Raw genomic sequence first — 23,496 nt, forward strand, 5'->3', positions numbered from 1 at the left:
CTGCATTTGCCTTATTCCTTTGTGGAATAATTGGCCATGGACCAACTGCAAGCCCTTCAAGCCTTTGTTCGCGTGGTCGACCTGGGCTCCTTCAGCAAGGCTGCGGCCGAGGCGGGGGTTGGACAGCCCGCCATCACCAAGGCCGTCGCACACCTCGAGGCCAAACTGGGTTCTCGGCTGCTGCATCGCACCACCCGAGGGGTCTCGGTCACGGAGGTCGGGGCGCTCTATTACGAACGTGGCCGCGAGATCCTGCATCAGGTGGAGGAGGCGCAGAACCAGGTGGCCGCCATGCGCCATGAACTCCATGGCGTCATTCGGATTAGCACCTCGGTGGCCTTCGGTCGCCGAGTGCTCGCACCCCTCATCATCGAATTTCTCAAGCAGCACCCTGGCCTTCAGATCGACCTCTCCTTCGAGGACCGCTACATCAACCTGCTCGAGCAGGGCATCGACGTCGCCATCCGCATGGGGCGACTGGCCGACTCCAGCCTCGGCTCCCGATACCTCGGGCTCAATCCGTGGGCGGTGGTGGCCTCACCGAGCTACCTCAAGGCCCGAGGGCGGCCCAAGCTGCCCCAGGAGTTGCAGCAGCACAGTGCCCTCATCTACAGCACCGTGCAGGGTGATGCGCGCTGGCAGTTCACCGGGCCCAAGGGCGAGGAGCGCACGGTCACGGTTCAAGGCCCACTTCGATCCAACAACCTCGCCGCCCTGCTCATGGCCGCACGCGAAGGCATGGGCATTGCGGCCCTGCCGCGCTATGTGGCCCACGGATCCCTTCGGTCTGGGCAGGTTCAGGAACTGCTCGCAGACTGGCGCATGCCGTCTCAGGAGGTCCATGCGGTCTACCCCTCCCCCAAACTATTGCCCACAAAGGTTGGACTGTTGTTGAGCTGGCTGCAGAGCCAATTCCAAGACAATTGGTGGGCCCGACCATGAACACTCGACACCGCCTCTCTCGCATCACCACCCGCTCGGGTGACGATGGCTCCACCGGCCTGGCCGACGGCACTCGACTGCCCAAGCACCATGAGCGCATCGCCGTGTTGGGCGACCTCGACGAACTCAATAGCCAGGTGGGTGTGCTTCGGGCCGTGCTCTCGGCGGAGTGCCCAGGCCAGGCCGAAGCCACCCGTCTCGATGCCATGCTCAGTCACGTCCAGCACGACCTCTTCGACCTCGGTGGTGAAATCAGCCTGCCCGGAGAGGCCCTGCTCAAGCCCGAGCGCGTGTTGGCGCTCGACGAGTGGCTCCAAGACCTCAACGGCCAGCTGGCGCCGCTGCGCGAATTCATTCTGCCCGCGGGCTCGATGGCCACGGCCACAGCCCATGTGGTGCGAACAGTGACCCGGCGCGCCGAGCGAAGCCTCCTGTGGCTGGTGGAGCGGGAAACCTCCGATGCCCGCCGTGCGGCGCTCGCCCGGGAGGCCGGCCCGCAGCATTACCTGAACCGACTCTCCGACCTCATGTTTGTGATGGCCCGCTCGATTGGACGCATCGGTGGCAGACCAGAGGTCTACTGGCGCCGGGAGTCGGACCGGCCGCAGAACAACAAGGCCGCTTCTTAGGCGGCTGCCTTGGCGGCCACGGTGCGTCGAGCAGACACGCCCTTGGCCAGGTTCTCGAGAATGCGCAGGCTGTCGTCCCAGCCGATGCAGCCATCCGTGATGCTCTGGCCATAGGTGAGGTCGGCCAGGGTCTGGCCGGGCTGCAGGTCTTGCCGCCCAAAGACCAGGTGGCTCTCCACCATCACACCAAAAATACGGGTCTCGCCGGCCGCGAGCTGGGCCGCAATGTTCTCGGAGACGGGGAGTTGATTCTCTGGCTTCTTGCTGGAATTGCCGTGGCTCATGTCGACCATGAGCTTACAAGGTGCCTTGGCCGCAGCCGCCGCCTCGCAGGCCGCCTGCACACTGGCGGCATCGAAGTTGGGCTGCTTGCCGCCACGCAGAATCACATGACAGTCTTCGTTGCCGGCCGTGGCCACAATGGCCGTTCGGCCCTCGCTGGTGACGGACAGGAAATGATGGGGATGGGAGGCCGCCTGAATCGCATCAAAGGCGATCTTTAGGTTGCCGTCGGTGCCGTTCTTAAAGCCCACGGGACAAGACAGGCCAGAGGCCAGCTCCCGATGCACCTGCGACTCCGTGGTGCGCGCGCCGATCGCCCCCCAGGCCACGAAGTCTGCGATGTACTGCGGCGAAATGACATCGAGAAACTCGACGCCCGCGGGCAGACCAAGGTCGTTGATCTCGGAGAGCACGGACCGACCCTTGCGCAGGCCTGTGTTGATGTCAAAGCTGTTGTCGAGGTGCGGATCGTTGATCAGCCCCTTCCAGCCCACCGTGGTTCTGGGCTTCTCGAAGTAGACCCGCATGACAATTTCGAGCTGGTCTTTGAAGCGCTCACGCTCGGCCACAAGCCGTTGCGCGTACTCCATGGCGGCTTTCGGGTCGTGGATGGAGCAGGGGCCAATGATCACCAGCAGGCGGTCGTCCTGGCCATGCAGAATGCGATGGATCGCCTGCCGCGCGGCAGAGACAGTCTGCTCAGCCTTGGCCGAGACGGGCAGCTCGGCCACCAATTGATCGGGGGTGGCGAGTTCTTTGAGGGCGCGAATGCGCAGGTTGGCAGTGGAGGAGGTCATCCCCTATTTTAGCCCGTCCCGCCCACCGTGAGCCCCTCCAGGCGCAGCGTGGGCTGGCCGACCCCCACGGGCACGCTCTGGCCCTCCTTGCCACAAGTGCCAATGCCGGGGTCGAGCGACAGGTCGTTGCCAATGCGGCTCACCCGGGTCAGTGCATCGGGGCCATTACCAATCAGCGTGGCGCCCTTGACGGGATACTGAATCTTGCCGCCCTCGACCCAGTAGGCCTCGGAGGCAGAGAAGACAAACTTGCCGCTGGTGATGTCCACCTGGCCGCCGCCGAAATTGACGGCATAGAGGCCGCGGTCGAGCGAGGCGACAATCTCTGCCGGGTCGTCCTTGCCCGCGAGCATGAAGGTGTTGGTCATGCGGGGCATGGTCAGGTGGGCATAGGACTCTCGACGTCCATTGCCCGTGGGGGCCACACCCATCAGCCTGGCATTGAGGCTGTCTTGGAGGTAGCCGCAGAGAATGCCGTCCTCGATGAGCACATTGCGCTGGGTGGCATTGCCCTCGTCGTCCACATTCAGGGAGCCGCGGCGGCCTGGCAGGCTGCCATCGTCGATGACAGTCACGCCCCTGGCCGCAACCCGCTGGCCCATGCGCCCCGCGAAGGCCGATGAGCACTTGCGATTGAAGTCTCCTTCGAGGCCATGGCCCACCGCCTCGTGCAGCAGCACACCCGGCCAGCCTGGCCCGAGAACCACCGGCATCTGACCCGCCGGCGCAGGCCGTGACTCGAGGTTGACCAAGGCTTGGCGAACGGCCTCTTTGGCGTGCCCTGTGAGCACCCCGGGCGTGAAGAGGCCGAAGTCGGCCCGGCCACCGCCGCCACTGGAGCCTTGCTCGCGACGGCCGTTGGCCTCCACGATCACCGAGACCGACAGCCGAACCAGAGGCCGCACATCTGCAGCCAGCCGGCCATCGCTTCGCAAAATGAGCACCACATCGAATTCACCAGCCAAAGAGGCCATCACCTGCACCACACGGGGGTCTTCAGCCCGTGCGATCCGCTCGACCGACATCAGCAAGGCCACCTTGTCCTCGGATGACAGGGCCTCGAGCGGATCGGCCACGCCATACAGGCTGGACGTGCCTTTGCCCTGAAAGAGTTCGCGCTGCCGAGCCAGTTTGCTGCGATGGTCGGTGACCCGCTGGGGCATGGCGCGGCCGCCCGACCGGGCGATGGTGCGCGTGGTGAGCGCCGCCTCGTGCAGGGCCGCTGGGCTCAGGGTGTCGCTGTAGGCAAAGGCCGTCTTCTCGCCAGAGATGGCCCGCACGCCCACGCCCTGATCGATCGAAAAGCTGCCGGATTTCACCATGCCCTCATCCAGGCTCCAGGCCTCGGACTTGGTGTATTGGAAGTACAGGTCGGCATGGTCCACCTTGTGGCCATGAATCTCGGCCAGCGCCGCGTGGCAATGGGCCTCTGTGAGCCCGTGGGGCTCCAACAGAACTCGGTTGGCAATGGCCAACGATGCGATGGCGGAATCGGCTGGTGTCATGAGTCAGTCTTCCTTGGTGAGGCCCACGCGACGATGGGCCAGTGCAGGTAAGTTTAGGCGAACGGCCGCCGTGCGTTGTGGGTCAACCACACCTGAGACAATGCCTTCGCCCGTGGCAAGGCGCTCGACCACCTCGCCCCATGGGTCAATCAGCATGCTGTGCCCCCAGGTGCGTCGGCCGTTCTCGTGCAGGCCACCCTGGGCACTGGCCAATAGCCAGCACTGGTTCTCCACCGCCCGCGCGCGAAGCAGGAGTTCCCAGTGGGCCCGCCCGGTGGTCTCGGTGAAGGCGGCCGGCACCACAATGAGGTCCAGTGGCTCGGGCTGTGCAAGGCGTCGGAAGAACTCCGGGAAACGAATGTCATAACAGACCGACAAGGCGGTTCGGCCTGCTGGTGTCTCACAGGCCACTGGGGCTGCACCCGCCAGAATGGTCTGGGATTCATCGTAAGACTCCTGGCCCTGCTGGAATGAGAAGAGGTGAAGCTTGTCGTAACGGGCCACCAAGGCACCCTGCACATCAAAAACCAAGGTGGCATTGAACACACGGGCCGGGTCTGAGGAGGCCAGGGGCACGGTGCCACCGATCAGCCAGACGCCACTGAGACGGGCCGCCTGAGACAGGGCGGCCTGAATGGGCTGGGCCGCGCCGGGCTCGGGTGCGGATGCACCGATGGGCCACGCCTGCTCGGCCACACGGCATTTGTCCCGGGGGTCTGCGCCCATCAGGCAGAAGTATTCGGGCAGCAGCACCATGCGGGCACCGGCTTTTGCCGCCTGGGCCACCAGGGCCGACATGCGCAGCAGGTTCTGGGGCACCGACTGGCCCGAGACCATCTGCACCGCCGCCACTCGCGTGGATGCCATCATGGCCTGCCCACCGAGCCGGCTGCCCCGTCGGCCGTCCCAGCTTGGCCCTCGGCCCCTGGCGGTGCGCGCCGAGGGAGTTCCTTCACCACAGGGTCAGACCAAGGCCCCGTCAGTTCGTACTCGTAGGCCAGCACCTTGCGCAATGGATCCCGCAGCACGTACTGGGCCAGAAAACTGCCCAGGCCGATGGCCGGGTTCACCAAGGCATAGCCCAGCGAGGCCAGCCCAACATTGAGCTCCGGCAACACCAGAACTCGAATCTGCTGGGTCTCGTCCATGATGGAGGCCGTTCCCTCAATGAAGACCGAGGCCTGTACGCCAACCACCCGCAGGTTCTCTGTGCGCACATCCCCTTGCGAGAACAGGAGGTCTCCCCTCACCCGCTCATAGGCAAAGCCCGCCGAGAAGATGTCGCGAAAATCGAGTGTGATGCGCTTGGGCAGCGACTGGAGGTTGACCACACTGACCAACTTGGAGAGGCCCGGCTCGGCCTTGAGGAACTGACCCTGCTGGAGGTCGAGTGCGAGCTGGCCAGCCAGTTGGGGCACACGAAAATCAATCGGCGCACCCGGCCAGCGCAGTTGCCCCTTGACCTGGCCCGGTGTTGCCCGCAGCAGGCCCGGATGACCCAAACGGGTGAGAAGGCCCTCGCTGCTTTTAATATCCAGCACCAAATCAAGGCTGGTCTGAGACTTGCCAGCCTGCTGTGGGGCTGCCTCCCAGCGGCCACTGCCCCGCAGGCTGGCATCGGGATTGTCGATCACCACCGACCGTATCTGCCAGGCCGCCTCCTGCAGCGATGGTGCGGCGTCGAGCGTGAGCCGACCAAACTGTTGGGGCCCTCGGCGAAAATCCTCGACCACCAAGTCCACGCTGGGCCAACGCCGGGCCTGACTGATGGCGGTGAGCGACTGCAGGTCATCCTCCGCAGCCTCGCCAGCCGACAGGCTGCTCGGGCCGCGGCTTGGGGAGAGCCATAGGCGACTGAGCCGCGCGGTGATGGAACCCCTGGAGGCCGCCCCTCGCCGGCTTGACTGTGCATTGGGCTGCCAATTCAGGCGGCCCACCGCCTCCTGAGACTGCAGGTCCACCACCCAGGCGCCCGCCTGCTGGGCCACCTGGGCCTGAACGGTCGACAGGGCGGTTCCACCATCGAGCTCCAGGCGGCCGGCGCTCAACTCAATGCGGGTCAAGCCCCCTGTGAGCGAGGAACCTTGGCCTGGCGCAGGCGTGACCACCCGACGATCCAGTGCATCGAGCCAGCGCCCCAGATGCAGCCTGGGTGCGGCCACCCGCACGACGGTGCCATCTGTGCTCGGCTCGGCCAGCGGCAGGCCCAGGCTCACCAGCCCCTTGGATCGTCCCGTTGCACCCGGACCCGGGCGGCGCTGCTCCACCAAGGCCTGCAGGGGTCCCTTGTCGGTTCGCAAGGTCCATCGGGCCACGCGACTGCCCGTGGCGGAAAGGCGCTGGGCCAGCCCCAGCCGCAGGCTCCAGTCTTCATCAGACAGCTTGCGGGCCGGCACAGGAAGCCTCACCGACAAGCCCTTGAGGCTCGACTGCGCATCGAGGTCCACCTGGCCTGGCCGAATCAACACCGACACCTCGTAGGGCGTGCGGCCGGCGAGCACGCCCCGAAACGGGAAATCCAAGGCGCTGCCCAACCAGGTCTCTAGTGCGCCGCCCTCGAGCGAGCCCGTCACGGCCAGTCGCGTCTCTCGAGACTCCGCAGGCCGATGGGCCAGTTGCAACGGCCCTCCCAAGGCCTGCCCCCGCCAGTCCAAGGTCACCAGGCCTCGGTCCGAAAACCGCAGCGAGCCGCTCAGGCCAGAGACCGCTGGAAACCCGCCCGCCAGGAACAGGTCAGCGCCTTTGACCGTGAGCAGTCCGTCGGCCGTGGTCTTGTCGGTGTCGTGAAGGTCGACCGTGAGGGCCAGGTCGAGGCTGGCAGGCCCTTTGGCCTGCGCATCCACGGTGAGGTCGCCGAGCATGCTGCGCACCGGGGATTGATTCACCGCCGCCAACAAGCTGGGCAGGTCGCTCTCAAAGCGGCCTTTGAGAGCCAGCATGGGCTGGCTCGCCAGCACATCGGCAATCTCACCTTCCACCGTCACCAGTGGGTTTCCCAGCATGCGCGCCTGGCGGCTCGAGACCGTCATCTTCGAGCCGTCGAATCGGAGGTCTACAAAGGCGCCATCAATGACCGGCCACTGTCGGGCGAAATGGAGTTGGAGATCTTCAAAGCGCAGCCGCGCCTGAAAGCTGCCCGTTCCAGGCTGGCGAAATGGGAAGTCGGCCAAGGGCCCATCGAGCGACCAATTCCCAGACACCGGGCGGCCCGACTCAAAGGCCCGGGCAATCCAGGCGTGGGTCTCATCGCCCAGGGCCCGGGGCAAAAGCGCGGCCACCCGTGTTGGGACCAGCCCGCCCACCGTGCCCTTGAGGCTGGCATCGCCCAGCCCTTGGCCACGGTATCGCCACCGACCCGACACATCCAAGACCAGGCCTTCGTCAGACACATTGAGCCCCTGAAGCGCCACATCCACCGCAGCGAGCCTGGGCCAGGGCCCTGTGCCCTCACCAGCGGCCAGTTGGAGGGCAGACCACTTCAAGGAACCCGACACAGAGGCCATGGCCAGACGCGGCTGCCGCATGAAAGCATCAGAGGCGATCGACAGGCCCTCACTCTGGATGCTGAGACTGCCCCGCACCCCATTGGCCACCAGCGAGCCACTCAAACCAGACAAGGCCGGCACCTGTGGCAGTCCCTCCTGGCTCACATCGTCGAGCCGGGCACGCATCTGCAGCCGCGGAAGGTCTCGGGCCAGATCCACCTGGGTCAGGTCGGGGAGTGCGCCCTGCCAGCCCAACTCCATTTGAGACAGCCGCCCACCCATCTTGAGGCCCGGCAGACGCCGCGCCAGGAGTTCCGACAGGGGCGAGAGCGCCACCGCATCCAACCCAATCACGGTCTCATCCCCCCGAAGGTGCAGGGCGAGGCCCTGAAGGTCTATCCGCCCCGCCGCCGGTTCACCGGGGTCGTCGCGTGCATCCCGCCAGTGCAGCTCGGTTCGGCCAATGGCCACCGGCCCTTGCTCGGCCAACAAGGCCATCAGGCCAGGTCCATCGGGGGGGGGCTGCGCCAGCAGAAAACCAGCAAGACGAATCTCACCATTGGCCTCTCGCGCCAGGGTGATCTGCAAACGCTCCAAGGCCAGCCGAGAGAAGACTGGCTGGCCTGCCCACATGGAGAGCAGGCTGCGCAGGCCGAAGTCGGCCCGAAGTTGGTCGGCCTGGGCCAGGAGGTCGCCCTGGGCTGAGCGCAGGCTGATGCGTTCCACCTCGATGGTGGGTATGAATAGGTCCCGCCATTGGGCCGAGGCGCCGAAGGCATCGAGCCGGTGACCCTCCGCAACCAAGTATGGTGACGTCTGCTCGGCCAGCGCCACCGGGTCATTGAGGAGATCTGCGACCTTGGGCCAGACCACCCAGCGAAAGCCCATGGCGGCCAGGGCCAGCAACAACGCGATCGCCACGACCAGCCAGATGAGCCAGCGCGCCCCTCGGTGCAGCCACCACCTCAAGGACGCCTGCGCCATGGAGGGCGGCAAGGTCTGAGCGCGTGGCGGTGGCATGATCCAAATTCTGGCACAGCCCACCCCTCCCAGGAGACGCATCCACCATGGCCTTGCACCACGCCTATGAGATCGCTGCCGAGCATTCCGGCTTTGCACGGCGATCCCTGGCGCGGCTCGATGCGGCAGGCCTGCTGATGGATCCCGCCAAGGCCATCACGGAGCTGCAACTCAGAGAGCACCTGGCAGCCCACTGGCGAGGGATCACCGAGCCGTCCCACGATGCAGCGACGAGCCTGCGCCAGTTTCGCAACAGCGCCCTGCTGGCGATCATGGCCAGAGACTTGGCAGGCCTCTCCAACCTCTCCGAGAACCTCTCGTCCATCAGCGCACTTGCAGAGCAGACCATTCAATTGGCCTATCAGGCGGCCACCCAAGGACTTGCAGCCCGGCACGGCACGCCACAAGACCCGCGCGGACATCCCGTCGACCTGCTCATTGTTGGGATGGGAAAGCTGGGGGGCCATGAGCTCAATGCCTCCTCCGATGTCGACCTCATCTACCTCATCCCAGACGACGGTCAGACCAGTGGCGTGCCCCTTGAAGACGGCGCAATGGGTGGGCAGATCGACCTCAGCAGCTTCTTCGGCAAGGTCGCCCGACGCATGTCGGCCCTCTTGGCCGAGCCCACTGCGGAGGGCTTCGTTTTTCGCGTGGACCTGCGGCTGCGGCCCAACGGCGATGCCGGGCCCGTGATTTGCAGCCTGGCCATGCTCGAGGATTACCTCATCGTTCAAGGCCGCGAATGGGAACGCTATGCCTGGATCAAGGCCAGGGTGGTGAACCAGCCTGTCTTCCAGAGCCCTGCCCTGTTTGAGGCCAGCCTGGAGGCCTTGGAATCCATTCGCCGCCCCTTTGTCTTTCGGCGCTACCTCGACTTCAATGCCCTGGCCGCCCTTCGCGAACTCCACGGCCAAATCCGAGAAGAGGCCGAGCGTCGGAGCCAGCGCCGTGAGGCCAGACTCGCCGGCAGCCGCGCACCGGTGGACGTCAAGCTTGGCCGCGGCGGCATTCGAGAGATCGAGTTCATCGCCCAGTTGTTCCAATTGATTCGCGGCGGCCGGGAGGAGCGACTGCGGGACCGCAGCACACGCCGTGTACTGACGACCCTCGGAGAGCAAGGCCGCCTGAGCGACGATGAGGTGCGGGACCTCCAGGAGGCCTATGGCTTTTGGCGACGGCTGGAACACCGGCTCCAGTACGACGAGGATGCCCAGACCCATGTGCTCGGCGGCTCGGCCAGCGCCTATGATCGGGCCGCCCGGGCCATGGGCCTGACCGATGCAGACGCACTGGCCGAGGCCATCCTGATCCACCAACAGCGGGTGTCGGCCCTCTTTGACAAGCTCTTTCGACGCGACGACACCACGCAGGCAGACCCATCGGAGGAGCCCCGGCCCCGACCGACGGACCGCGAGAGCCGAATGGGCCGGGTCAAGGCGCTCATCGAGCAGCATGCCAATGCAAGCCAACAGCCCATATTGGTTCGTCAGGGGCTTGAGGCCTTGCTGGAGTCGCTCGGCCGCCGGGCCTCGTATCTCGCCCTCTTTGACGAATATCCCGAGGCCATGGCGCGCGTGGCGCGCGTGGTGGAGTCGTCCTCCTGGGCGGCCGACTACCTGCGTCGACACCCCATCGTGCTCGACGAACTGCTCGACAGTCGCACCCTGATGGACCCGCCCGACCTGGCGGCATTCGCCCTCGACCTGGAGCGGCACATGTCGCAGGCGCGGCTGGGGGACGCGCCAGATGTGGAGCGGCAGATGGACCTTCTTCGCGAGGCCCACCATGCGCAGACCTTCCGACTCCTGGTGCAAGACCTCGAGGGCCTGTGGACCGTGGAGCGCCTCTCAGACCATCTCTCGGCCCTGGCCGACTGCCTGATTCGAGCCACGCTGCATGCGGCCTGGGTGGCCACCCCGAGGAAGCACCGGGACACGCCCCGCTTTGCCGTGATTGCCTACGGCAAGCTCGGGGGCAAGGAACTGGGCTACGCCTCCGACCTCGACCTGATTTTTGTGCACGACGATCCACACGAGTTGGCCCAAGAGCGTTATGCACGCCTGGCCCAGCGAATGAATGTCTGGCTCTCGACCACCACGGCGGCGGGCAGCCTCTTTGAGATCGACCTGCGCCTGCGGCCCAATGGGAATGCGGGCCTGCTGGTCTCTGACCTTACCGGCTTTATTCAGTACCAGAAGGAGCAGGCCTGGGTCTGGGAGCACCAGGCACTCACCCGCGCGCGTTTCTGCGCGGGGGACCCAGAGATCGGCCAAGCCTTTGAATCGGCCCGCATCGAGATTCTGCGCATGCCGCGCGACCAGGCGGGGCTTCTCGAAGAAATTCTGGCCATGCGAGACAAGATGCACGACGGGCATCCCAACCCGAGCGGGCAGTTTGACCTCAAGCACGACACCGGTGGCATGGTGGACATTGAGTTTATGGTGCAGGCCTTGGTGCTGGGCCATGCCCACGAGCATCCTGGCCTCACGGACAACCTGGGCAACATCGCACTGCTGCGTCGGGCCGCCGACCTCGGCCTGATCTCGAGGCCTTTGGCCGATGCCACGGCCGATGCCTATCGCCGATTTCGGCAGCACCAGCATCGCATCCGACTCTCTGGCGCGGCCTCGGCCCGGGTCGAGGCCGGCCTCTTGCAGGCCGAGCGGACTGCCGTGGAGGCCCTCTGGGCAGAGGTCTTCTCGGCTGCGCCCGAGACCATTCGGCCCCTGGCGGCGATCCGGCAGCGCACTGGGTAGAATCGACTCCTTCTCGAACCCCTTTGGAGCAACACGATGTCGATGGCAGATCGTGATGGATGGATCTGGATGGATGGCAAGCTCGTGCCCTGGCGAGATGCCAAGATCCACGTGCTGACCCACACCCTGCACTACGGCATGGGCGTCTTTGAAGGGGTTCGTTGCTACGAGACCCCCACCGGCAGCGCCATCTTTCGACTCAAGGCCCACACCCAACGCTTTCTGAACTCGGCCAAGATCTTTCAGATGAAGGTGCCCTTCGATGCCGCCACCCTCGAGGCGGCCCAGGTCGAAGTGGTCAAGGCCAATGGGCTGAAGTCCTGCTACCTGCGGCCCATTGCCTGGATCGGCTCAGAGAAGCTTGGCATCGCGGCCGTGAACAACACCATTCATGTGGCCATTGCCGCATGGCCCTGGGGCGCCTACCTGGGCGAAGATGGCCTCAACAAGGGCATTCGGGTCAAGACATCCTCCTTCTCCCGGCACCACGTGAATGTCTCACTGGTTCGCGCCAAGGCCTGTGGCTACTACATCAATTCAATCCTCGCCCACCAAGAGGTCGCGGCACAGGGCTATGACGAGGCCCTGCTGCTCGACACAGATGGCTATGCCTCCGAGGGCTCCGGCGAGAATCTGTTCGTGATTCGCAACGGCAAGGTCTACACGCCAGACCTGGCCTCGTGCCTCGATGGCATCACGCGAGATGCGGTGATCACCATCGCCCAAGACCTCGGCCTCAGTGTCATTGAAAAGCGCATCACCCGCGACGAGATCTACTGCGCCGATGAGGCCTTCTTCACGGGCACGGCCGCAGAGGTCACGCCCATTCGCGAGCTCGACGATCGGGTCATCGGCGAGGGCGCACGCGGTCCGATCACCACCAAGATCCAGTCTGTCTTTTTTGATGCGGTCAGTGGCAAGGCGCCGGCCTACGCCCACTGGCTTGCAGTCATCTGAGGAACGCGTTCATGACCACGTCCGCAAGCCCATTGCCCATCGTCATTCAGGCGGCAGACCTCCCGGCCCACTGCCCCAATCCGGCCATGCCGCTGTGGTCAAGCCACCCCAAGGTCTTCCTGGAATTCGACCATGGCCAGGCCACCTGCCCGTACTGCGGCACCCAGTACCAACTGGCAGAAGGCGCCGTTGCTGGCGGACACTGACAGCTGTCTGGTGGTGGGCCCGCAGTGGCTCGGCGACGCAGTCATGGCCCAGCCCCTGCTGGCGGATCTGGCCCGTCGCGGGCCCGTGGATGTTCTCAGTCTCGCAGCACTCGCACCCGTCTATCAGGCCATGCCGGGGGTTCGACGGGTCTGGCCTGTGGAATGGGCCCGCGGCAAGCTCGAATGGTCGGCCCGGCGCGCGCTGGCCCAGAGCCTTCGGCCAGAGGCCTACCAGCGGGCTGTCGTCTGCCCCAACAGTTGGAAGGCGGCCCTCGTGCCCTGGATGGCCGGCATTCCCCAGCGCCGAGGCCTGTGCGGTGAATGGCGACTGGGTCTGCTCAACGACATTCGGCGGCCACAGGCCGACACCGCCCGTGGCCCATCCCAGCCTGCTCAATACGCGGCCTTGGCCGACACACCCGAGTCCGCCCTTCGGGCCGCACCAGTACTCCATGCGCCCACCGCACCTGCCCGGGCCGAACGGCCAGACACGGCGCACACAGATGCCGCGAACCTGCCAGGGCTGCTGGTGATCTGCCCGGGTGCGGCCTATGGGCCTGCCAAACAGTGGCCCGCTGAACACTTCGCCGCCGTGGCCACCGACTGGCTCGAACACGGCGGGCGGGTGGCGATCCTTGGCACCGGGGCCGACCGAGACACCCAGGCCGTCATCGCAGGCCTCATTCCAGTTGCACTGCAAACGCGCCTTGAACAGCGGGCTGGCGAGACGAGCCTGGTTCAGGCCATGGCCATCCTGTCCGATGCCCAGGCGGTGGTGAGCAACGACTCCGGCCTTATGCATGTGGCCGCAGCCCTGGGGCGGCCGGTGATCGGCATTTATGGCTCCACCGACCCGCAGCACACACCCGCCCGCGGACCCGCTGTCAGCCTCGTGTCTGCGGGGCTTGGCTGCAGCCCCTGTTTCCAAAGAACCTGCCCCTTGCAGACCACCGCCTGCCTCAAGGACATCGCGCCAGAGCTCATCCTGCAACTGCTTCCTCCACGCAAAACAGGGCCGTGAGTTGGCAGGCCGAGCGTCGAATCCTGCTCAACGGGTAGAAGACGGTGGTTTTTCGTTCATGAGTTCGGTTCGAAACGTGGCCAGTCGGGCATCCATCCGCGAGAGCAGCAGAAAGTCAGGGTCCTTCTGCTTGCGGCCCCGCTCGAGCTGGTCCACCGCAGCCGCCCAAGCCCCCAGCAAGGCGTAAGCCTCCGCAGCAGCCAGGCTCGCAAGCACAGGCCGGCCCTGCGCCTCGGCCGCGCGGCCCAGCAGGCGCCAGCCTTCCAGGTCCTCGGGAAAGGCGCCGGTGTAGCGCTGCGCACGTGCCAGGGCGTCCGTGAGATTCCCCGCCTCGAGGGCCGCCTGACCCGCATTGCGAATGAGGGCTCGGGCCGTGATCGAGCGTGGGTGCGAGGCGGCGAGTTGATCCCCCAGGCGCAGGGCAACGGCCCAATTCCCTCGCCCCATCTGCAAAGCCTGCTCAAGCCGGGCCGCCATCGGAACCAGGCTGGCCTGCTCGGCATCGGGCAGGGCCCGAATGGCCTCCAGGAGCTGCGGCACCAAGGCCAGGCCCTCCTCAAACTGGCGAAGGGTCAGGGCAATCCAGCCAAGGCCATACAAGAGTCGCGCACGTGCCGCGGCCGAGAGCGCCGGCGCCGCGAGGCTGGCCCGCCAGCTCACTTCCAAGGCGCGCAGGGCATCCACCGAAGGGTCCTGTCGGACCCGCAGCCGCATCTGCAACCAGCCAAACTCCACCGCATCGGCCACCGGCCCTTGCGCCGCACGCAACTGCAGGCGCGAGGCCACATCGGTGATTCGCTCCGCCGTCAGCGGGTGGGTTCGCATCCAGCCAGGAGCATCGGTCTCGGCAAACCGGTAGGCCTTGGCAAGCCGCTCAAACAGCGCACGCATGCCCTCGGGATCAAATCCAGCCCCCTCCAGCAGTGAGAGTCCGACACGGTCGGCCTCGCGCTCGGCATCGCGCGAGAAGGCGAGCTGTTCACGCACGGCCACCGTCTGCCCCAAGGACAGCACCCCCGCAGCCGCATCGGGACTGCTCGAGGCAGCCAAGGCGGCCAGGATGGCTGCAGCCATCATGACGCCGGTGGACTGCCGCTGCTGCCCGATCATGCGTGAGATGTGGCGCTGGGTGACATGGCCGATCTCGTGGGCCAGCACCGACATCAGTTCGGATTCGGTCTGGGCCTGCACGACCAGCCCGGTGTGCACACCAATGTAGCCACCCGGCAGGGCGAAGGCATTGATGCTGCGGTCCTGGAGGGCGAAGAGCCGGAAGGCCTCTGGCGCAAGGCTCGCACCGGGCAGCAACAAGCCCTGGGCCACGGCGGTCTGCAGGAGGCGCCACGACTGCGCCTGGAGATAGTCCTCGAGCTCGGGGTCATCGAGCACCACCCCGGCCCGACGAATCTGATGAAAGATGCTGCGGCCCAGGCGCCGCTCGGCGGGCAAGGAGAGTTCGTCGACCGTGGCCTCCCCCAGGGCCGGCAGGTTTGCACTGGACTGGGCCGATACGGGTGTCCACGGCAGGCCGATCAACAGGGCCAAGGCCAAGCCCAGGACCCCGGCAGGAGTCCAGCCAAGCCGCGGGCCACGCCTTGAAGTCTGTGTTGTCATCTCGTTCTATGATGACATTATGAAAAAGCAGGCCTTCGAATGAACGAACTCACGCACTTCAACGAGCAGGGCCAGGCCCACATGGTGGATGTCGGTGGCAAGCCCGACGCAACGCGCGAGGCCACGGCCACGGGCGTCATTCGCATGAAGCCGGAGACACTTGCGGTGATTCAACGCGGCGAGGCCGCCAAGGGCGATGTCTTGGCGGTGGCCCGCATTGCCGCCATTCAGGCCACCAAAAAAACCAGCGACCTCATCCCCTTGTGTCACCCCCTGGCCATCACCAAGGTGGCGGTGGAACTCCGATGTGAGCCAGACCATCAGGCGGTTCGATGCACGGCGACCGTTGGACTCACCGGCAAGACGGGCGTGGAAATGGAGGCCCTCACGGCAGTGCAAGTGGGCCTGCTCACCGTCTACGACATGGTCAAGGCCATCGACCGCGGCATGGTGATCGGCGATGTGAAACTGCTGGAGAAGTCTGGCGGCCGAAGCGGCCACTGGCAGGCCGACTCAGAATAAGAAGGTTGCCAGGCCCAAGAAGAACAGAAAGCCCATGGAGTCGGTGGTAAAGGTGAGTAGCACCGACGAACCCAGGGCTGGGTCACGCCCCATCCGATCGAGCGCCAAGGGCACGAGCAGCCCCACCAGCGCGCCCACCAGCAGGTTCAGCATGATGGCCATCATCATCACGAGGCCCAGCAAGGGCCCCTGGGCCGTGTCGGCATAGAGCAGCCAGGCAAAGGCGCCCGCCACCGAGCCCCAGACGAGGCCGTTCAAGCCCGCAATCGACAACTCCTTGGCAATCAGGCGCCGCACATTCGACCCACTCACCTGGCCCATCGCCAACGAGCGAATGAAGAGGGTCATGGTCTGGTTGCCCGAGTTGCCGGCAATGCCCGCCACAATGGGCATGAGGGCCGCCAGGGCCACCACCCGCTCGATCGTGCCCTCAAAGGCACCGATCACGCGCGATGCAAAAAATGCCGTGCACAGGTTGAGGGCCAGCCAAAGCCAACGGTTCTTGGCCGAGGCCCAGACGGAGGCAAAGAGGTCCTCCTCCTCGCGAAGGCCGGCCTGGGCCAGCACCTCAGCCCCACTCTCCTCCTGAATCACATCAACGACCTCCGAGATGGTCAGGCGACCCACCAGCCGCCCGGACTCATCCACCACGGGCGCGGAGACAAGGTCGTAGCGCTGAAAGGCCTGGGCTGCATCGATGGCCTCATCGAGCACATTGAGTGAGAGGGCATCACGCCGCATGACATCGGCCACCAAGGTTTCGGGCTCGTGCACCAGCAGCTTGGCCAGGGGCAGCAGGCCCTGCAGCACCTCCTTGCGATCCACCACAAAGACCTGGTCGGTGTGGTCGGGCAGGTCTTCGAATCGGCGCAGATAGCGCAGCACCACCTCCAGGGTGACATCGTCTCGGATGGTGACCATTTCAAAATCCATGCGGGCCCCAACGCTGTCCTCGGGGTAGGACATGGCCGCGCGCAGCTGCTCACGCTCCTCGATGGTCAGGCCCTGCTGAACCCGCTCCACCACCTCGGCCGGCAGCTCATCGGCCAGGGCCGCGAGGTCATCGGTGTCGAGTGCCTGGGCCATTCGAATGAGGGCCTCACGGGTCATGCGCTCGATGATGCTGGCCCGCACGGGCTCGCCGAGCTCCACCATGACATCGGCATGCAGCGCATCCGGCACCAGCGACCAAATCAGCATCCGCTGCTCCAGCGGCAGTCCCTCCAGGACACAGGCCACATCGGCCGCATGCAGGGCTCGAATCTTTGGCGAGAGCGCAGCCAATTGCTGCTTGGCCACCAACTGCTCCACCAGGCCCTTGCGGGCATCATCGCCCGCAAGCTGCTCGCGATGCACAAGCTCGGCCTCCACTCGAAACCGGTGCAGCAGGGACTGAATCTCCTCGAGGGCGTGCGGTCCTGCCTCGGGGTCTCGCATCTGCAGGCTCGTGTTCATGCGGCCTGCTCCAACAGGCCTCGCAGCTGTTCCAGCACAGGCCCCGTCTCGGGCCGTCGGCCCCGCCAGGCAGAAAAACTCTCGGCCGCCTGTTCCACAAGCATGCCCAGGCCATCGGCCACCAGTGGGGCACCGGCATCCCGTGCGGCCTGAAGAAATGGCGTGAGGCCAGCGCCGTACATCATGTCCACCACGAGCTGGGCACCCGCGAAGAGCCCTTGGTCGATGGCCAGGTCGTCACCCTGAAGGCTTGCGGCCGTGGCGTTAATGATCAGGCTTGGCACAAAGGGACGGTCGGCCGCATGGCCCGTGGCCAAGGGCGCCAGCGACGTTGCAAACACCGAGGCCGCCGCATGGTCGGCGGCCACGGCCAGGGCCCGATCCAGGCTGCGATTGGCCATCCAGATGGGGCCAGCGCCGGCATCCAGCAGGGGGCCCACGACACCACGGGCTGCGCCACCGGCCCCCAGGATGAGAATCGAATGGCCTGCCAGAGACGCCACCGCCAACAGCCGTTGAATGTCGCGAACCAGGCCCGCACCGTCGGTGTTGTCGCCCTGCCAGCCTTGATCGATTCGGATCAGGGTGTTGACCGCCTGGGCACTGCTGGCCCGTGGGCTGATGGGCCAGCCCCGCTCCTGCAGCAGGGCAAAGGCCACCTCCTTGAGGGGAATGGTGAGGTTCATGCCCCGATAGCCCTCCTGGGCCAGGCCGTCGAGCCGCTCGGCCAGTTCAGATGCGGCCACCTGAAGGGCACCGTACTGCATCGGCTCATCGAGTTGCTCGGCAAAGGCCTGGTGAATGGCCGGGCTCTTGCTGTGGGAGATGGGGTCGCCGAGGACCGCATAGCGGTCGACCTCGACGGTGGAGATCACCCGAACCCCTTTGGCCTCGATGCTCACCTCCAGACCATCGGCCCGAAGCAGTCGCACCTCGACCTCGGTGCCAGGCGCCAACTGCGACCACTCCGACACCCGAACGCTGATGGGCGCCGCACGCAGCCGGAACTGCCCTTCCTGTCGCGTGGCCACAGCCTCGACGATGAGTGGCTCGGCGGCCTCAGACAGTTGCCAGAACTCGCCCGCCTGTCCGGCCCGCTGGCCAAGCCAACGAATGCTCCAGTAGCGCTCCATCCACGCCTGAAACTCTGCGTAGCGGTCGTACCGGGCCTCGAAGTGGGCCAGGTCTGCGAAGAGTCCCGCATCACCGGGACGAAAGGCCGGGCGGCCATGGCCAAGAATCGACAAGAGCTGCCACTGGTTCACCAGGTCCGCATACCGGCGCAAGGGTGAGGACGACCATGCATAGTGGGACACCCCAAGGCCTTGATGGGCCCCGGGCTGTGTCTGCATTCGCACCCGGCCCATCGATTGGCAACGGTAAATGCCCGGCAGCTGGCCCAGGGCGATCGTCTCCCCCCAAATGACATTCGTGAGAATCATGAACTCGGAGACCAGGATGTCGACCGGCGAGCCCCGGGCCCGCAGGCCGAGTGTGGCCGCTCCGTGCCCATGCGCCACGGCATCTGGATCATCGGCATCCCAGTCCACACCCACCGAAAAATCGCTGCGACCCACCGGCTCTGGGCGGCCGCGCACGGCCTCACGGCCGGCCCGCAGGCCGCAGGCGAGTTGGTACAAGACGGGCAGACCCTCCCACGGCAGATCCGCTGCAGCGCCGTCGGCCGCGGCCGCCGCCTGCTCCAGACGATGCTCCCAATCCCCGTGTCGGATGTTGCGTGCCACCCAGACCTGCTCCACGCGACTCACATGCCGCTGCCGCGCACCTGCGGCATCAAACTCCACATAGAGCGACACGGCAGGCACCCAGCGGCCTTCATCCAGTGAGGCGAGCGAAATCAGGGGTTCCGCCAGCATTGTGAACTTCTCACCCGGGCAGTAGGCCGTGGAGGCCCGCTCACGGGCGCGGTCGGCCACGGCACTGCCAGGCTTGAGCAGCAGGCCTGGGGCCGCAATGTGCACGCCCACGCGCCAGCCCCCATCGGCCAGCGGCTCCAGGGAGAAGCCATCGTCGACCTCGGTCGTGGCGGCATCGTCAATGGAGTAGACCTGTGGGCTCGCCTTTGGCAGGGCGGCCAACAAAGCCTCGCGCTCTGCAGCCAGCCCACTGGCCTCGGCCTCAGAGAGGGTCGCCTCGGCACCCTGCGGATAACACTCGGCCAGCAGCCGACCACGATGCAGGGCGTAGGCGGAGGGAATGCCGCCCAGGCCCAGCAGCAGCCGGGCAGGCGTCTGCTGCAGGTGATGGGCCGCAGCCTCCAAGGCCTTGAAGGCGACCGACTGCTTGTCTGGGTTGACCAACAGCCGCATGGCCTGGTCCGCCACAGCCGTCGGCAGGTCGCCTGTACGCAGCGCAGCCTCGATGGCGTCCTGCTCGGCCTGGCGCTGCTGCTTCTTGAGCGCGCTGGCCCGGGCTGCCTCCAGGGCCTCCGCGGGGGCAGGCCGATAGACACCCCGGCCTTTCTTGTAGAAATGCATCGGAGACCCGTGCAAGGCCAGGATGAGGCCCGCCTCATCCACAGGCCGGCACGACGCGCCAAAAACTTCTCGGGCAAAGGCGGAGGCGGCGAAATCTTCTGTGGGTGCACAGTCCCAGAGAAAGTCGGCCTCCAGGCCCTCGGCCACCTGCTGGGCTGCCTCCAGAAATGCTTCTACAGCCGGCTGCTCAAAACTCACCAGCACCTGATTGGCCTTGAGCTTGAGACGCCGCCCAGAGACCAGGCTCACCTGCAGGCTCGCATCCGACTGGCTCAACACGGATGCCGTCTTGAATGCACCCGACTCCTCAAAGAAGACATTCACCAGCGCGTCCTCAGCCCGCCCGCGATGACAACTCGGCCAGCAGACGCTCATGGATGCCACCGAAGCCCCCATTGCTCATGACCAAGATGGCATCGCCTGGCCGAGCGGCCGCGACCACCTGGGCCACAAGCGCTTCGAAGTCTGGGCTCGACGATGCCCGCGAGCCCAGCGGCGCAAGGGCCTCATCCAGTGGCCAGTCCAGGCCACCCGCAAAGCCAAAGACCAGATCGGCCTGCACCAGAGACTCGGCGAGCTTGGCCCGCATGACCCCCATCTTCATGGTGTTGGACCGGGGCTCGAGCACCGCCAGAAGCCGTGCACCTGGCTTCAACTGAGGGCGCAGGCCCGAGAGGGTGGTCGCGATGGCCGTGGGGTGATGGGCAAAGTCGTCGTAGACCGTCACCCCGCCCGACGTGCCTCGGACCTGCATGCGCCGCTTCACACCCTGAAAGGATGAGAGGCCTTCGAGCAGGGTGGGCCAGGGCACACCGCAGGCCTGCACGGCGAGCAAGGCCGCCAGGGCGTTGGCCCGATTGTGTGGGCCCCACAATGGGCTTCGGGCCTGTGCCACCGTGCGGCCATCCTGCAGAATCGAGAAGGCTTCAAAGCCCGACTCGGCCGTCACATCCGAGCCAATCGACCAGCCCGCAGCGTCGAGGAAACGAGTCACCGGGGTCCAACAGCCCCGCTCCAGCACACGCGCAATTGCGGGCGCCTCGGCATTGACCACCAGATGCCCTTGCGACGGAAGGGTGCGAATCCAATGATGAAACTGGGTCTCGATGGCCGCCAGATCCGGAAAGATATCGGCATGGTCGAACTCCAGGTTGTTCACAATGGCCACCTCGGCCCGGTAGTGCAACAGCTTGGAGCGCTTGTCGAAAAATGCCGTGTCGTACTCATCGGCCTCGATCACAAACCAGCCATCCTGGGCACCCGGGCGGGCCGAACAGCCAAAATCCTCGGGCACACCACCAATCAAAAAGCCGGGGGCCAGGCCGGCATGCTCCAGCAGCCAGGCGGCCAGCGAACTGGTGGTGGTCTTGCCGTGGGTGCCCGACACCGCCAGCACGCGGCGATCGCCCAGCAAATGCTGCGACATCCATTGTGGTCCCGACACCATGGGGAAGCGGCCATTGAGCAAGGCTTCAACCAGGGGTTGGCCGCGGCGCGCCACATTGCCAACCACCCAGAGGTCGGGGCGGAGCGCCAGTTGGTCCACCTCGAAGCCCTCCACGAGATCGATGCCAGCGGCACGAAGTTGATCGCTCATCGGAGGGTAGACATGGGCATCGCAGCCCGTGACCCGATGGCCCATGGCCTTGGCAATCTGGGCCAGGCCGCCCATGAAGGTTCCGCAGATGCCGATGATATGGAGGTGCATGGTGCATTGTAGCGAGCGGCATAATGGGCTCCCATGGGCCTTCGAGACGAAATCGCTGCCGCGGCTGCGCAACTGATTGCCGATGATGGGCTCAGTTATGAGCAGGCCAAGCGCAAGGCCTACGAAGGCCTCACCGGTGGTCGAGGCCACCGCATCGCACGCGAAGACCTTCCCTCCAACGCGCAGGTCGAAGACGCCCTGCGAGAGCACCTCGCCCTCTACCATGCCGACACCCAGCCTCAGCGCCTGCAGCACTTGAGGGCGGCGGGCCATCGACTCATGGTCCTTCTGGAAAACTTCGAGCCATGGATTGGTGGGGCCGTGGTCAATGGCACCGCCACGGAACACTCCGGCCTGCACCTCATTTGCCGCACGAGCAGCGCCAAGGAGTTGGGGATCTTCCTCATCAACCATGGCCTGGATGTCGACGCCGTTGAATGGCCAGGCCGCCCTGGGCGACAAGGCCCAGACGAAGCCCTTGCCTTCACATGGGAAAATGAACCGGTGGTGATTCGCGTCACCGATGATGTGAGCGCCCTCAAGCATGCGGGCGCCATTCACCGACAATCTCTTGAGGAGCTCCTATGACACGGCGCAGTCACCTGCTCTGGATCGGCGTGATCGTCTTGGCCCTGCTGGCTGGCATGAGCCTTGGATACTGGCGTCAGGCGCCCAAGCTCGACATCCCCCCGGCCAATTGGGTCTTCGAGTTGCAGTACCCGCAGATGATCAATGGGCAGACGGAGACAACCCGCGTGGCCGAGCACCGCGGGCCGCTGACGGTGGTCAACTTCTGGGCCACCTGGTGCGCACCCTGCATCGAGGAGATGCCCGAACTCTCCCGAGTCCACCAAGACATGGCACCCCACACTGCCAAGGTCATTGGCCTTGCCGTCGACTCCCCGAGCAATGTCAAAGGCTTTCTCGAGCAGCATGGCGTGAGCTACCCGATTCTCTTGGTGGGGGGCGCTGGTACCGAACTGGCCAAACGGCTCGGCGCGCGAATTGACGCCCTGCCCTACACCGTCCTGATCGATGACAGGGGCGTTGTGCGCCGCCAGAAGCTGGGAAGGATCAAAGAAGAAGAGCTCAGAAGCTGGCTAAAAGAAAGTCAGTAACAAGAAATTAGCTGTTCGGGTACACTGGCGGCCATGTTGACCACCCGCCGCCCTTGGTGAGCACCAAATCTCTGTTCTGGGTCCTCCACGGACCCAACCTCAATCGTCTGGGGCAGCGTGAGCCGTCGGTCTATGGCACCACCACCCTCGACGAAATCAACGCCTCACTGGAGGCGCTGGCGAAGTCTCATCAGGTGGACCTCGCCTGCCACCAGAGCAACCATGAGGGCGTCCTGATCGACCTCATCCACCAGGCCTCCGAGCAGGGGGTGACGGGCATTGTGATCAATCCGGCCGCCTACACCCACACCAGCGTGGCCCTGCGAGACGCATTGGCCACTGTGCAGATTCCCTTCGTGGAGGTGCACCTCTCGAATGTCCACCGGCGAGAGCCCTTTCGGCACCAATCGTACTTTTCAGACCTGGCGCAGGCCGTGATCTGTGGGCTCGGCCCGCAGGGATACACCGCCGCCCTCACCTTCCTCATTGGTCAACTCGACAGGAGACCCCATGGACCTCAGAAAGCTTAAGACCCTCATCGACCTCGTGGCGGAATCGAACATCGCCGAACTCGAGATCACCGAGGGCGAGGGCAAGGTTCGAATCGTGAAATCCGGCCCGCCGATGGTGGCCGCGCCTGCGGCCCTGCAGGCTGCCGCTCCCGCGATGGCCGCCGCACCCATGCCCGCACCGACCGCTCCCGCGCCCCCACCCGAGGCGGCACCCGCAGTCCCGGCGCCGGAGGACGCCTTCCCGTCGCCGATGGTGGGCACCTTCTACCGCGCCTCTGCACCCGGCGCGGCAGCCTATGTCAACGTGGGCGATGTCGTGGAAGTCGGTCAGACCCTTGGCGTGATTGAGGCCATGAAGCTGATGAATGAGATTCCCTCCGACCGCGCCGGGGTGGTCAAGTCCATCCTGATTGAGAACGGCCAGGCCGTGGAGTTCGGACAGTCCTTGTTTGTGATCGCCTAGTTC

At 65.6% G+C, this 23,496-nt stretch carries 19 protein-coding genes; 11 read left to right on the forward strand and 8 right to left on the reverse strand.

From position 1 onward, the window contains the following. Nucleotides 1-36 precede the first annotated feature (36 nt). Both AC8GDA_RS08495 and AC8GDA_RS08500 read left to right on the forward strand, forming a co-directional pair. A complete protein-coding gene (locus tag AC8GDA_RS08495) occupies nucleotides 37-942 on the forward strand; it encodes a LysR family transcriptional regulator (protein ID WP_506556099.1) in 906 nt (301 codons plus the stop codon). Then, on the forward strand, nucleotides 939-1,571 hold the full coding sequence (locus AC8GDA_RS08500) for a cob(I)yrinic acid a,c-diamide adenosyltransferase (RefSeq protein WP_506556100.1): 633 nt from the start codon (nucleotides 939-941) through the stop codon (nucleotides 1,569-1,571). The genes AC8GDA_RS08495 and AC8GDA_RS08500 overlap by 4 nt, the downstream gene beginning before the upstream one ends. On the opposite strand, the gene AC8GDA_RS08505 is transcribed toward AC8GDA_RS08500, so the two are convergent. From AC8GDA_RS08505 to AC8GDA_RS08520, 4 genes are read right to left on the reverse strand one after another with little or no spacing between them, the layout of a single operon-like run. Beyond that, entirely contained in the window at nucleotides 1,568-2,650 is a 1,083-nt protein-coding gene (locus AC8GDA_RS08505; protein WP_506556101.1) for a 3-deoxy-7-phosphoheptulonate synthase, read from the reverse strand. The genes AC8GDA_RS08500 and AC8GDA_RS08505 overlap by 4 nt on opposite strands. A gap of 8 nt (nucleotides 2,651-2,658) precedes the next feature. Continuing rightward, nucleotides 2,659-4,155 carry a metalloprotease TldD gene (gene tldD, locus AC8GDA_RS08510; protein WP_506556102.1) on the reverse strand — a complete coding sequence of 499 codons (1,497 nt, stop codon included), beginning with the start codon at nucleotides 4,153-4,155 and terminating at the stop codon, nucleotides 2,659-2,661. Nucleotides 4,156-4,158: 3 nt separating this feature from the next. Continuing rightward, on the reverse strand, nucleotides 4,159-5,025 hold the full coding sequence (locus AC8GDA_RS08515; RefSeq protein WP_506556103.1) for a carbon-nitrogen hydrolase family protein: 867 nt from the start codon (nucleotides 5,023-5,025) through the stop codon (nucleotides 4,159-4,161). Then, nucleotides 5,022-8,660, reverse strand: a complete 3,639-nt coding sequence (locus AC8GDA_RS08520; RefSeq protein WP_506556104.1) for a YhdP family phospholipid transporter — start codon at nucleotides 8,658-8,660, stop codon at nucleotides 5,022-5,024. The genes AC8GDA_RS08515 and AC8GDA_RS08520 overlap by 4 nt, the downstream gene beginning before the upstream one ends. Before the next feature lie 47 nt (nucleotides 8,661-8,707). On the opposite strand from AC8GDA_RS08520, the gene glnE reads away from it, so the two are divergent. From glnE to waaF, 4 genes are read left to right on the forward strand one after another with little or no spacing between them, the layout of a single operon-like run. Next, entirely contained in the window at nucleotides 8,708-11,419 is a 2,712-nt protein-coding gene (gene glnE, locus AC8GDA_RS08525; RefSeq protein ID WP_506556105.1) for a bifunctional [glutamate--ammonia ligase]-adenylyl-L-tyrosine phosphorylase/[glutamate--ammonia-ligase] adenylyltransferase, read from the forward strand. 36 nt (nucleotides 11,420-11,455) lie between these two features. Further along, on the forward strand, nucleotides 11,456-12,376 hold the full coding sequence (locus tag AC8GDA_RS08530; protein ID WP_506556106.1) for a branched-chain amino acid transaminase: 921 nt from the start codon (nucleotides 11,456-11,458) through the stop codon (nucleotides 12,374-12,376). An 11-nt stretch (nucleotides 12,377-12,387) separates the two neighbouring features. Next, nucleotides 12,388-12,582, forward strand: coding sequence for a zinc-finger domain-containing protein (locus AC8GDA_RS08535; protein WP_506556107.1), 195 nt, complete (start codon nucleotides 12,388-12,390; stop codon nucleotides 12,580-12,582). Next, a complete protein-coding gene (waaF, locus tag AC8GDA_RS08540) occupies nucleotides 12,566-13,603 on the forward strand; it encodes a lipopolysaccharide heptosyltransferase II (protein ID WP_506556108.1) in 1,038 nt (345 codons plus the stop codon). Before AC8GDA_RS08535 ends, waaF begins: the two co-directional genes overlap by 17 nt. 27 nt (nucleotides 13,604-13,630) lie before the next feature. On the opposite strand, the gene AC8GDA_RS08545 is transcribed toward waaF, so the two are convergent. Continuing rightward, entirely contained in the window at nucleotides 13,631-15,217 is a 1,587-nt protein-coding gene (locus tag AC8GDA_RS08545) for a M48 family metalloprotease (RefSeq protein WP_506556109.1), read from the reverse strand. 39 nt (nucleotides 15,218-15,256) lie between these two features. On the opposite strand from AC8GDA_RS08545, the gene moaC reads away from it, so the two are divergent. Further along, the gene (gene moaC / locus AC8GDA_RS08550; RefSeq protein ID WP_506556110.1) at nucleotides 15,257-15,739 is read left to right on the forward strand and encodes a cyclic pyranopterin monophosphate synthase MoaC; all 483 of its coding nucleotides are present in this window, start codon (nucleotides 15,257-15,259) and stop codon (nucleotides 15,737-15,739) included. Here moaC and mgtE read toward each other — a convergent pair. The 3 genes from mgtE to mpl are packed head-to-tail and all read right to left on the reverse strand — an operon-like array spanning nucleotide 15,731 to nucleotide 21,400. Further along, entirely contained in the window at nucleotides 15,731-17,194 is a 1,464-nt protein-coding gene (mgtE, locus tag AC8GDA_RS08555) for a magnesium transporter (protein ID WP_506556111.1), read from the reverse strand. The two genes, moaC and mgtE, sit on opposite strands and share 9 nt — an antisense overlap. Beyond that, the gene (gene aroE / locus AC8GDA_RS08560) at nucleotides 17,191-20,067 is read right to left on the reverse strand and encodes a shikimate dehydrogenase (protein ID WP_506557229.1); all 2,877 of its coding nucleotides are present in this window, start codon (nucleotides 20,065-20,067) and stop codon (nucleotides 17,191-17,193) included. The genes mgtE and aroE overlap by 4 nt, the downstream gene beginning before the upstream one ends. Further along, entirely contained in the window at nucleotides 20,027-21,400 is a 1,374-nt protein-coding gene (gene mpl / locus AC8GDA_RS08565; RefSeq protein ID WP_506556112.1) for a UDP-N-acetylmuramate:L-alanyl-gamma-D-glutamyl-meso-diaminopimelate ligase, read from the reverse strand. Before mpl ends, aroE begins: the two co-directional genes overlap by 41 nt. Nucleotides 21,401-21,433: 33 nt before the next feature. Between mpl and AC8GDA_RS08570 the strand changes: the two genes are divergently transcribed. From AC8GDA_RS08570 to accB, 4 genes are read left to right on the forward strand one after another with little or no spacing between them, the layout of a single operon-like run. Next, nucleotides 21,434-21,988, forward strand: a complete 555-nt coding sequence (locus AC8GDA_RS08570) for a hypothetical protein (protein WP_506556113.1) — start codon at nucleotides 21,434-21,436, stop codon at nucleotides 21,986-21,988. After that, complete coding sequence (locus AC8GDA_RS08575) at nucleotides 21,985-22,518, forward strand: TlpA family protein disulfide reductase (protein WP_506556114.1); 534 nt, start codon at nucleotides 21,985-21,987, stop codon at nucleotides 22,516-22,518. The genes AC8GDA_RS08570 and AC8GDA_RS08575 overlap by 4 nt, the downstream gene beginning before the upstream one ends. 56 nt (nucleotides 22,519-22,574) lie before the next feature. Next, nucleotides 22,575-23,048, forward strand: a complete 474-nt coding sequence (aroQ, locus tag AC8GDA_RS08580; RefSeq protein ID WP_506556115.1) for a type II 3-dehydroquinate dehydratase — start codon at nucleotides 22,575-22,577, stop codon at nucleotides 23,046-23,048. Continuing rightward, entirely contained in the window at nucleotides 23,029-23,493 is a 465-nt protein-coding gene (gene accB, locus AC8GDA_RS08585) for an acetyl-CoA carboxylase biotin carboxyl carrier protein (RefSeq protein ID WP_506556116.1), read from the forward strand. The genes aroQ and accB overlap by 20 nt, the downstream gene beginning before the upstream one ends. Nucleotides 23,494-23,496 lie beyond the last annotated feature (3 nt).

The sequence above is a fragment of the Hahnella aquatica (SeqCode) genome (assembly GCF_965194505.1).
Classification (GTDB): Bacteria; Pseudomonadota; Gammaproteobacteria; order Burkholderiales; family Burkholderiaceae_A; genus Hahnella; species Hahnella aquatica.

Coding starts and splice junctions, on each gene's coding strand:
- AC8GDA_RS08515 (WP_506556103.1), bottom strand. CDS start 5,025: ATGATGGCATCCACGCGAGTGGCGGCGGTGCAGATGGTCTCGGGCCAG.
- mpl (WP_506556112.1), bottom strand. CDS start 21,400: ATGCACCTCCATATCATCGGCATCTGCGGAACCTTCATGGGCGGCCTG.
- AC8GDA_RS08530 (WP_506556106.1), top strand. CDS start 11,456: ATGTCGATGGCAGATCGTGATGGATGGATCTGGATGGATGGCAAGCTC.
- AC8GDA_RS08520 (WP_506556104.1), bottom strand. CDS start 8,660: ATGCCACCGCCACGCGCTCAGACCTTGCCGCCCTCCATGGCGCAGGCG.
- moaC (WP_506556110.1), top strand. CDS start 15,257: ATGAACGAACTCACGCACTTCAACGAGCAGGGCCAGGCCCACATGGTG.
- glnE (WP_506556105.1), top strand. CDS start 8,708: ATGGCCTTGCACCACGCCTATGAGATCGCTGCCGAGCATTCCGGCTTT.
- aroE (WP_506557229.1), bottom strand. CDS start 20,067: ATGAGCGTCTGCTGGCCGAGTTGTCATCGCGGGCGGGCTGAGGACGCG.
- tldD (WP_506556102.1), bottom strand. CDS start 4,155: ATGACACCAGCCGATTCCGCCATCGCATCGTTGGCCATTGCCAACCGA.
- AC8GDA_RS08545 (WP_506556109.1), bottom strand. CDS start 15,217: ATGACAACACAGACTTCAAGGCGTGGCCCGCGGCTTGGCTGGACTCCT.
- mgtE (WP_506556111.1), bottom strand. CDS start 17,194: ATGAACACGAGCCTGCAGATGCGAGACCCCGAGGCAGGACCGCACGCC.
- AC8GDA_RS08500 (WP_506556100.1), top strand. CDS start 939: ATGAACACTCGACACCGCCTCTCTCGCATCACCACCCGCTCGGGTGAC.
- AC8GDA_RS08570 (WP_506556113.1), top strand. CDS start 21,434: ATGGGCCTTCGAGACGAAATCGCTGCCGCGGCTGCGCAACTGATTGCC.
- AC8GDA_RS08505 (WP_506556101.1), bottom strand. CDS start 2,650: ATGACCTCCTCCACTGCCAACCTGCGCATTCGCGCCCTCAAAGAACTC.
- accB (WP_506556116.1), top strand. CDS start 23,029: ATGGACCTCAGAAAGCTTAAGACCCTCATCGACCTCGTGGCGGAATCG.
- AC8GDA_RS08575 (WP_506556114.1), top strand. CDS start 21,985: ATGACACGGCGCAGTCACCTGCTCTGGATCGGCGTGATCGTCTTGGCC.
- AC8GDA_RS08535 (WP_506556107.1), top strand. CDS start 12,388: ATGACCACGTCCGCAAGCCCATTGCCCATCGTCATTCAGGCGGCAGAC.
- AC8GDA_RS08495 (WP_506556099.1), top strand. CDS start 37: ATGGACCAACTGCAAGCCCTTCAAGCCTTTGTTCGCGTGGTCGACCTG.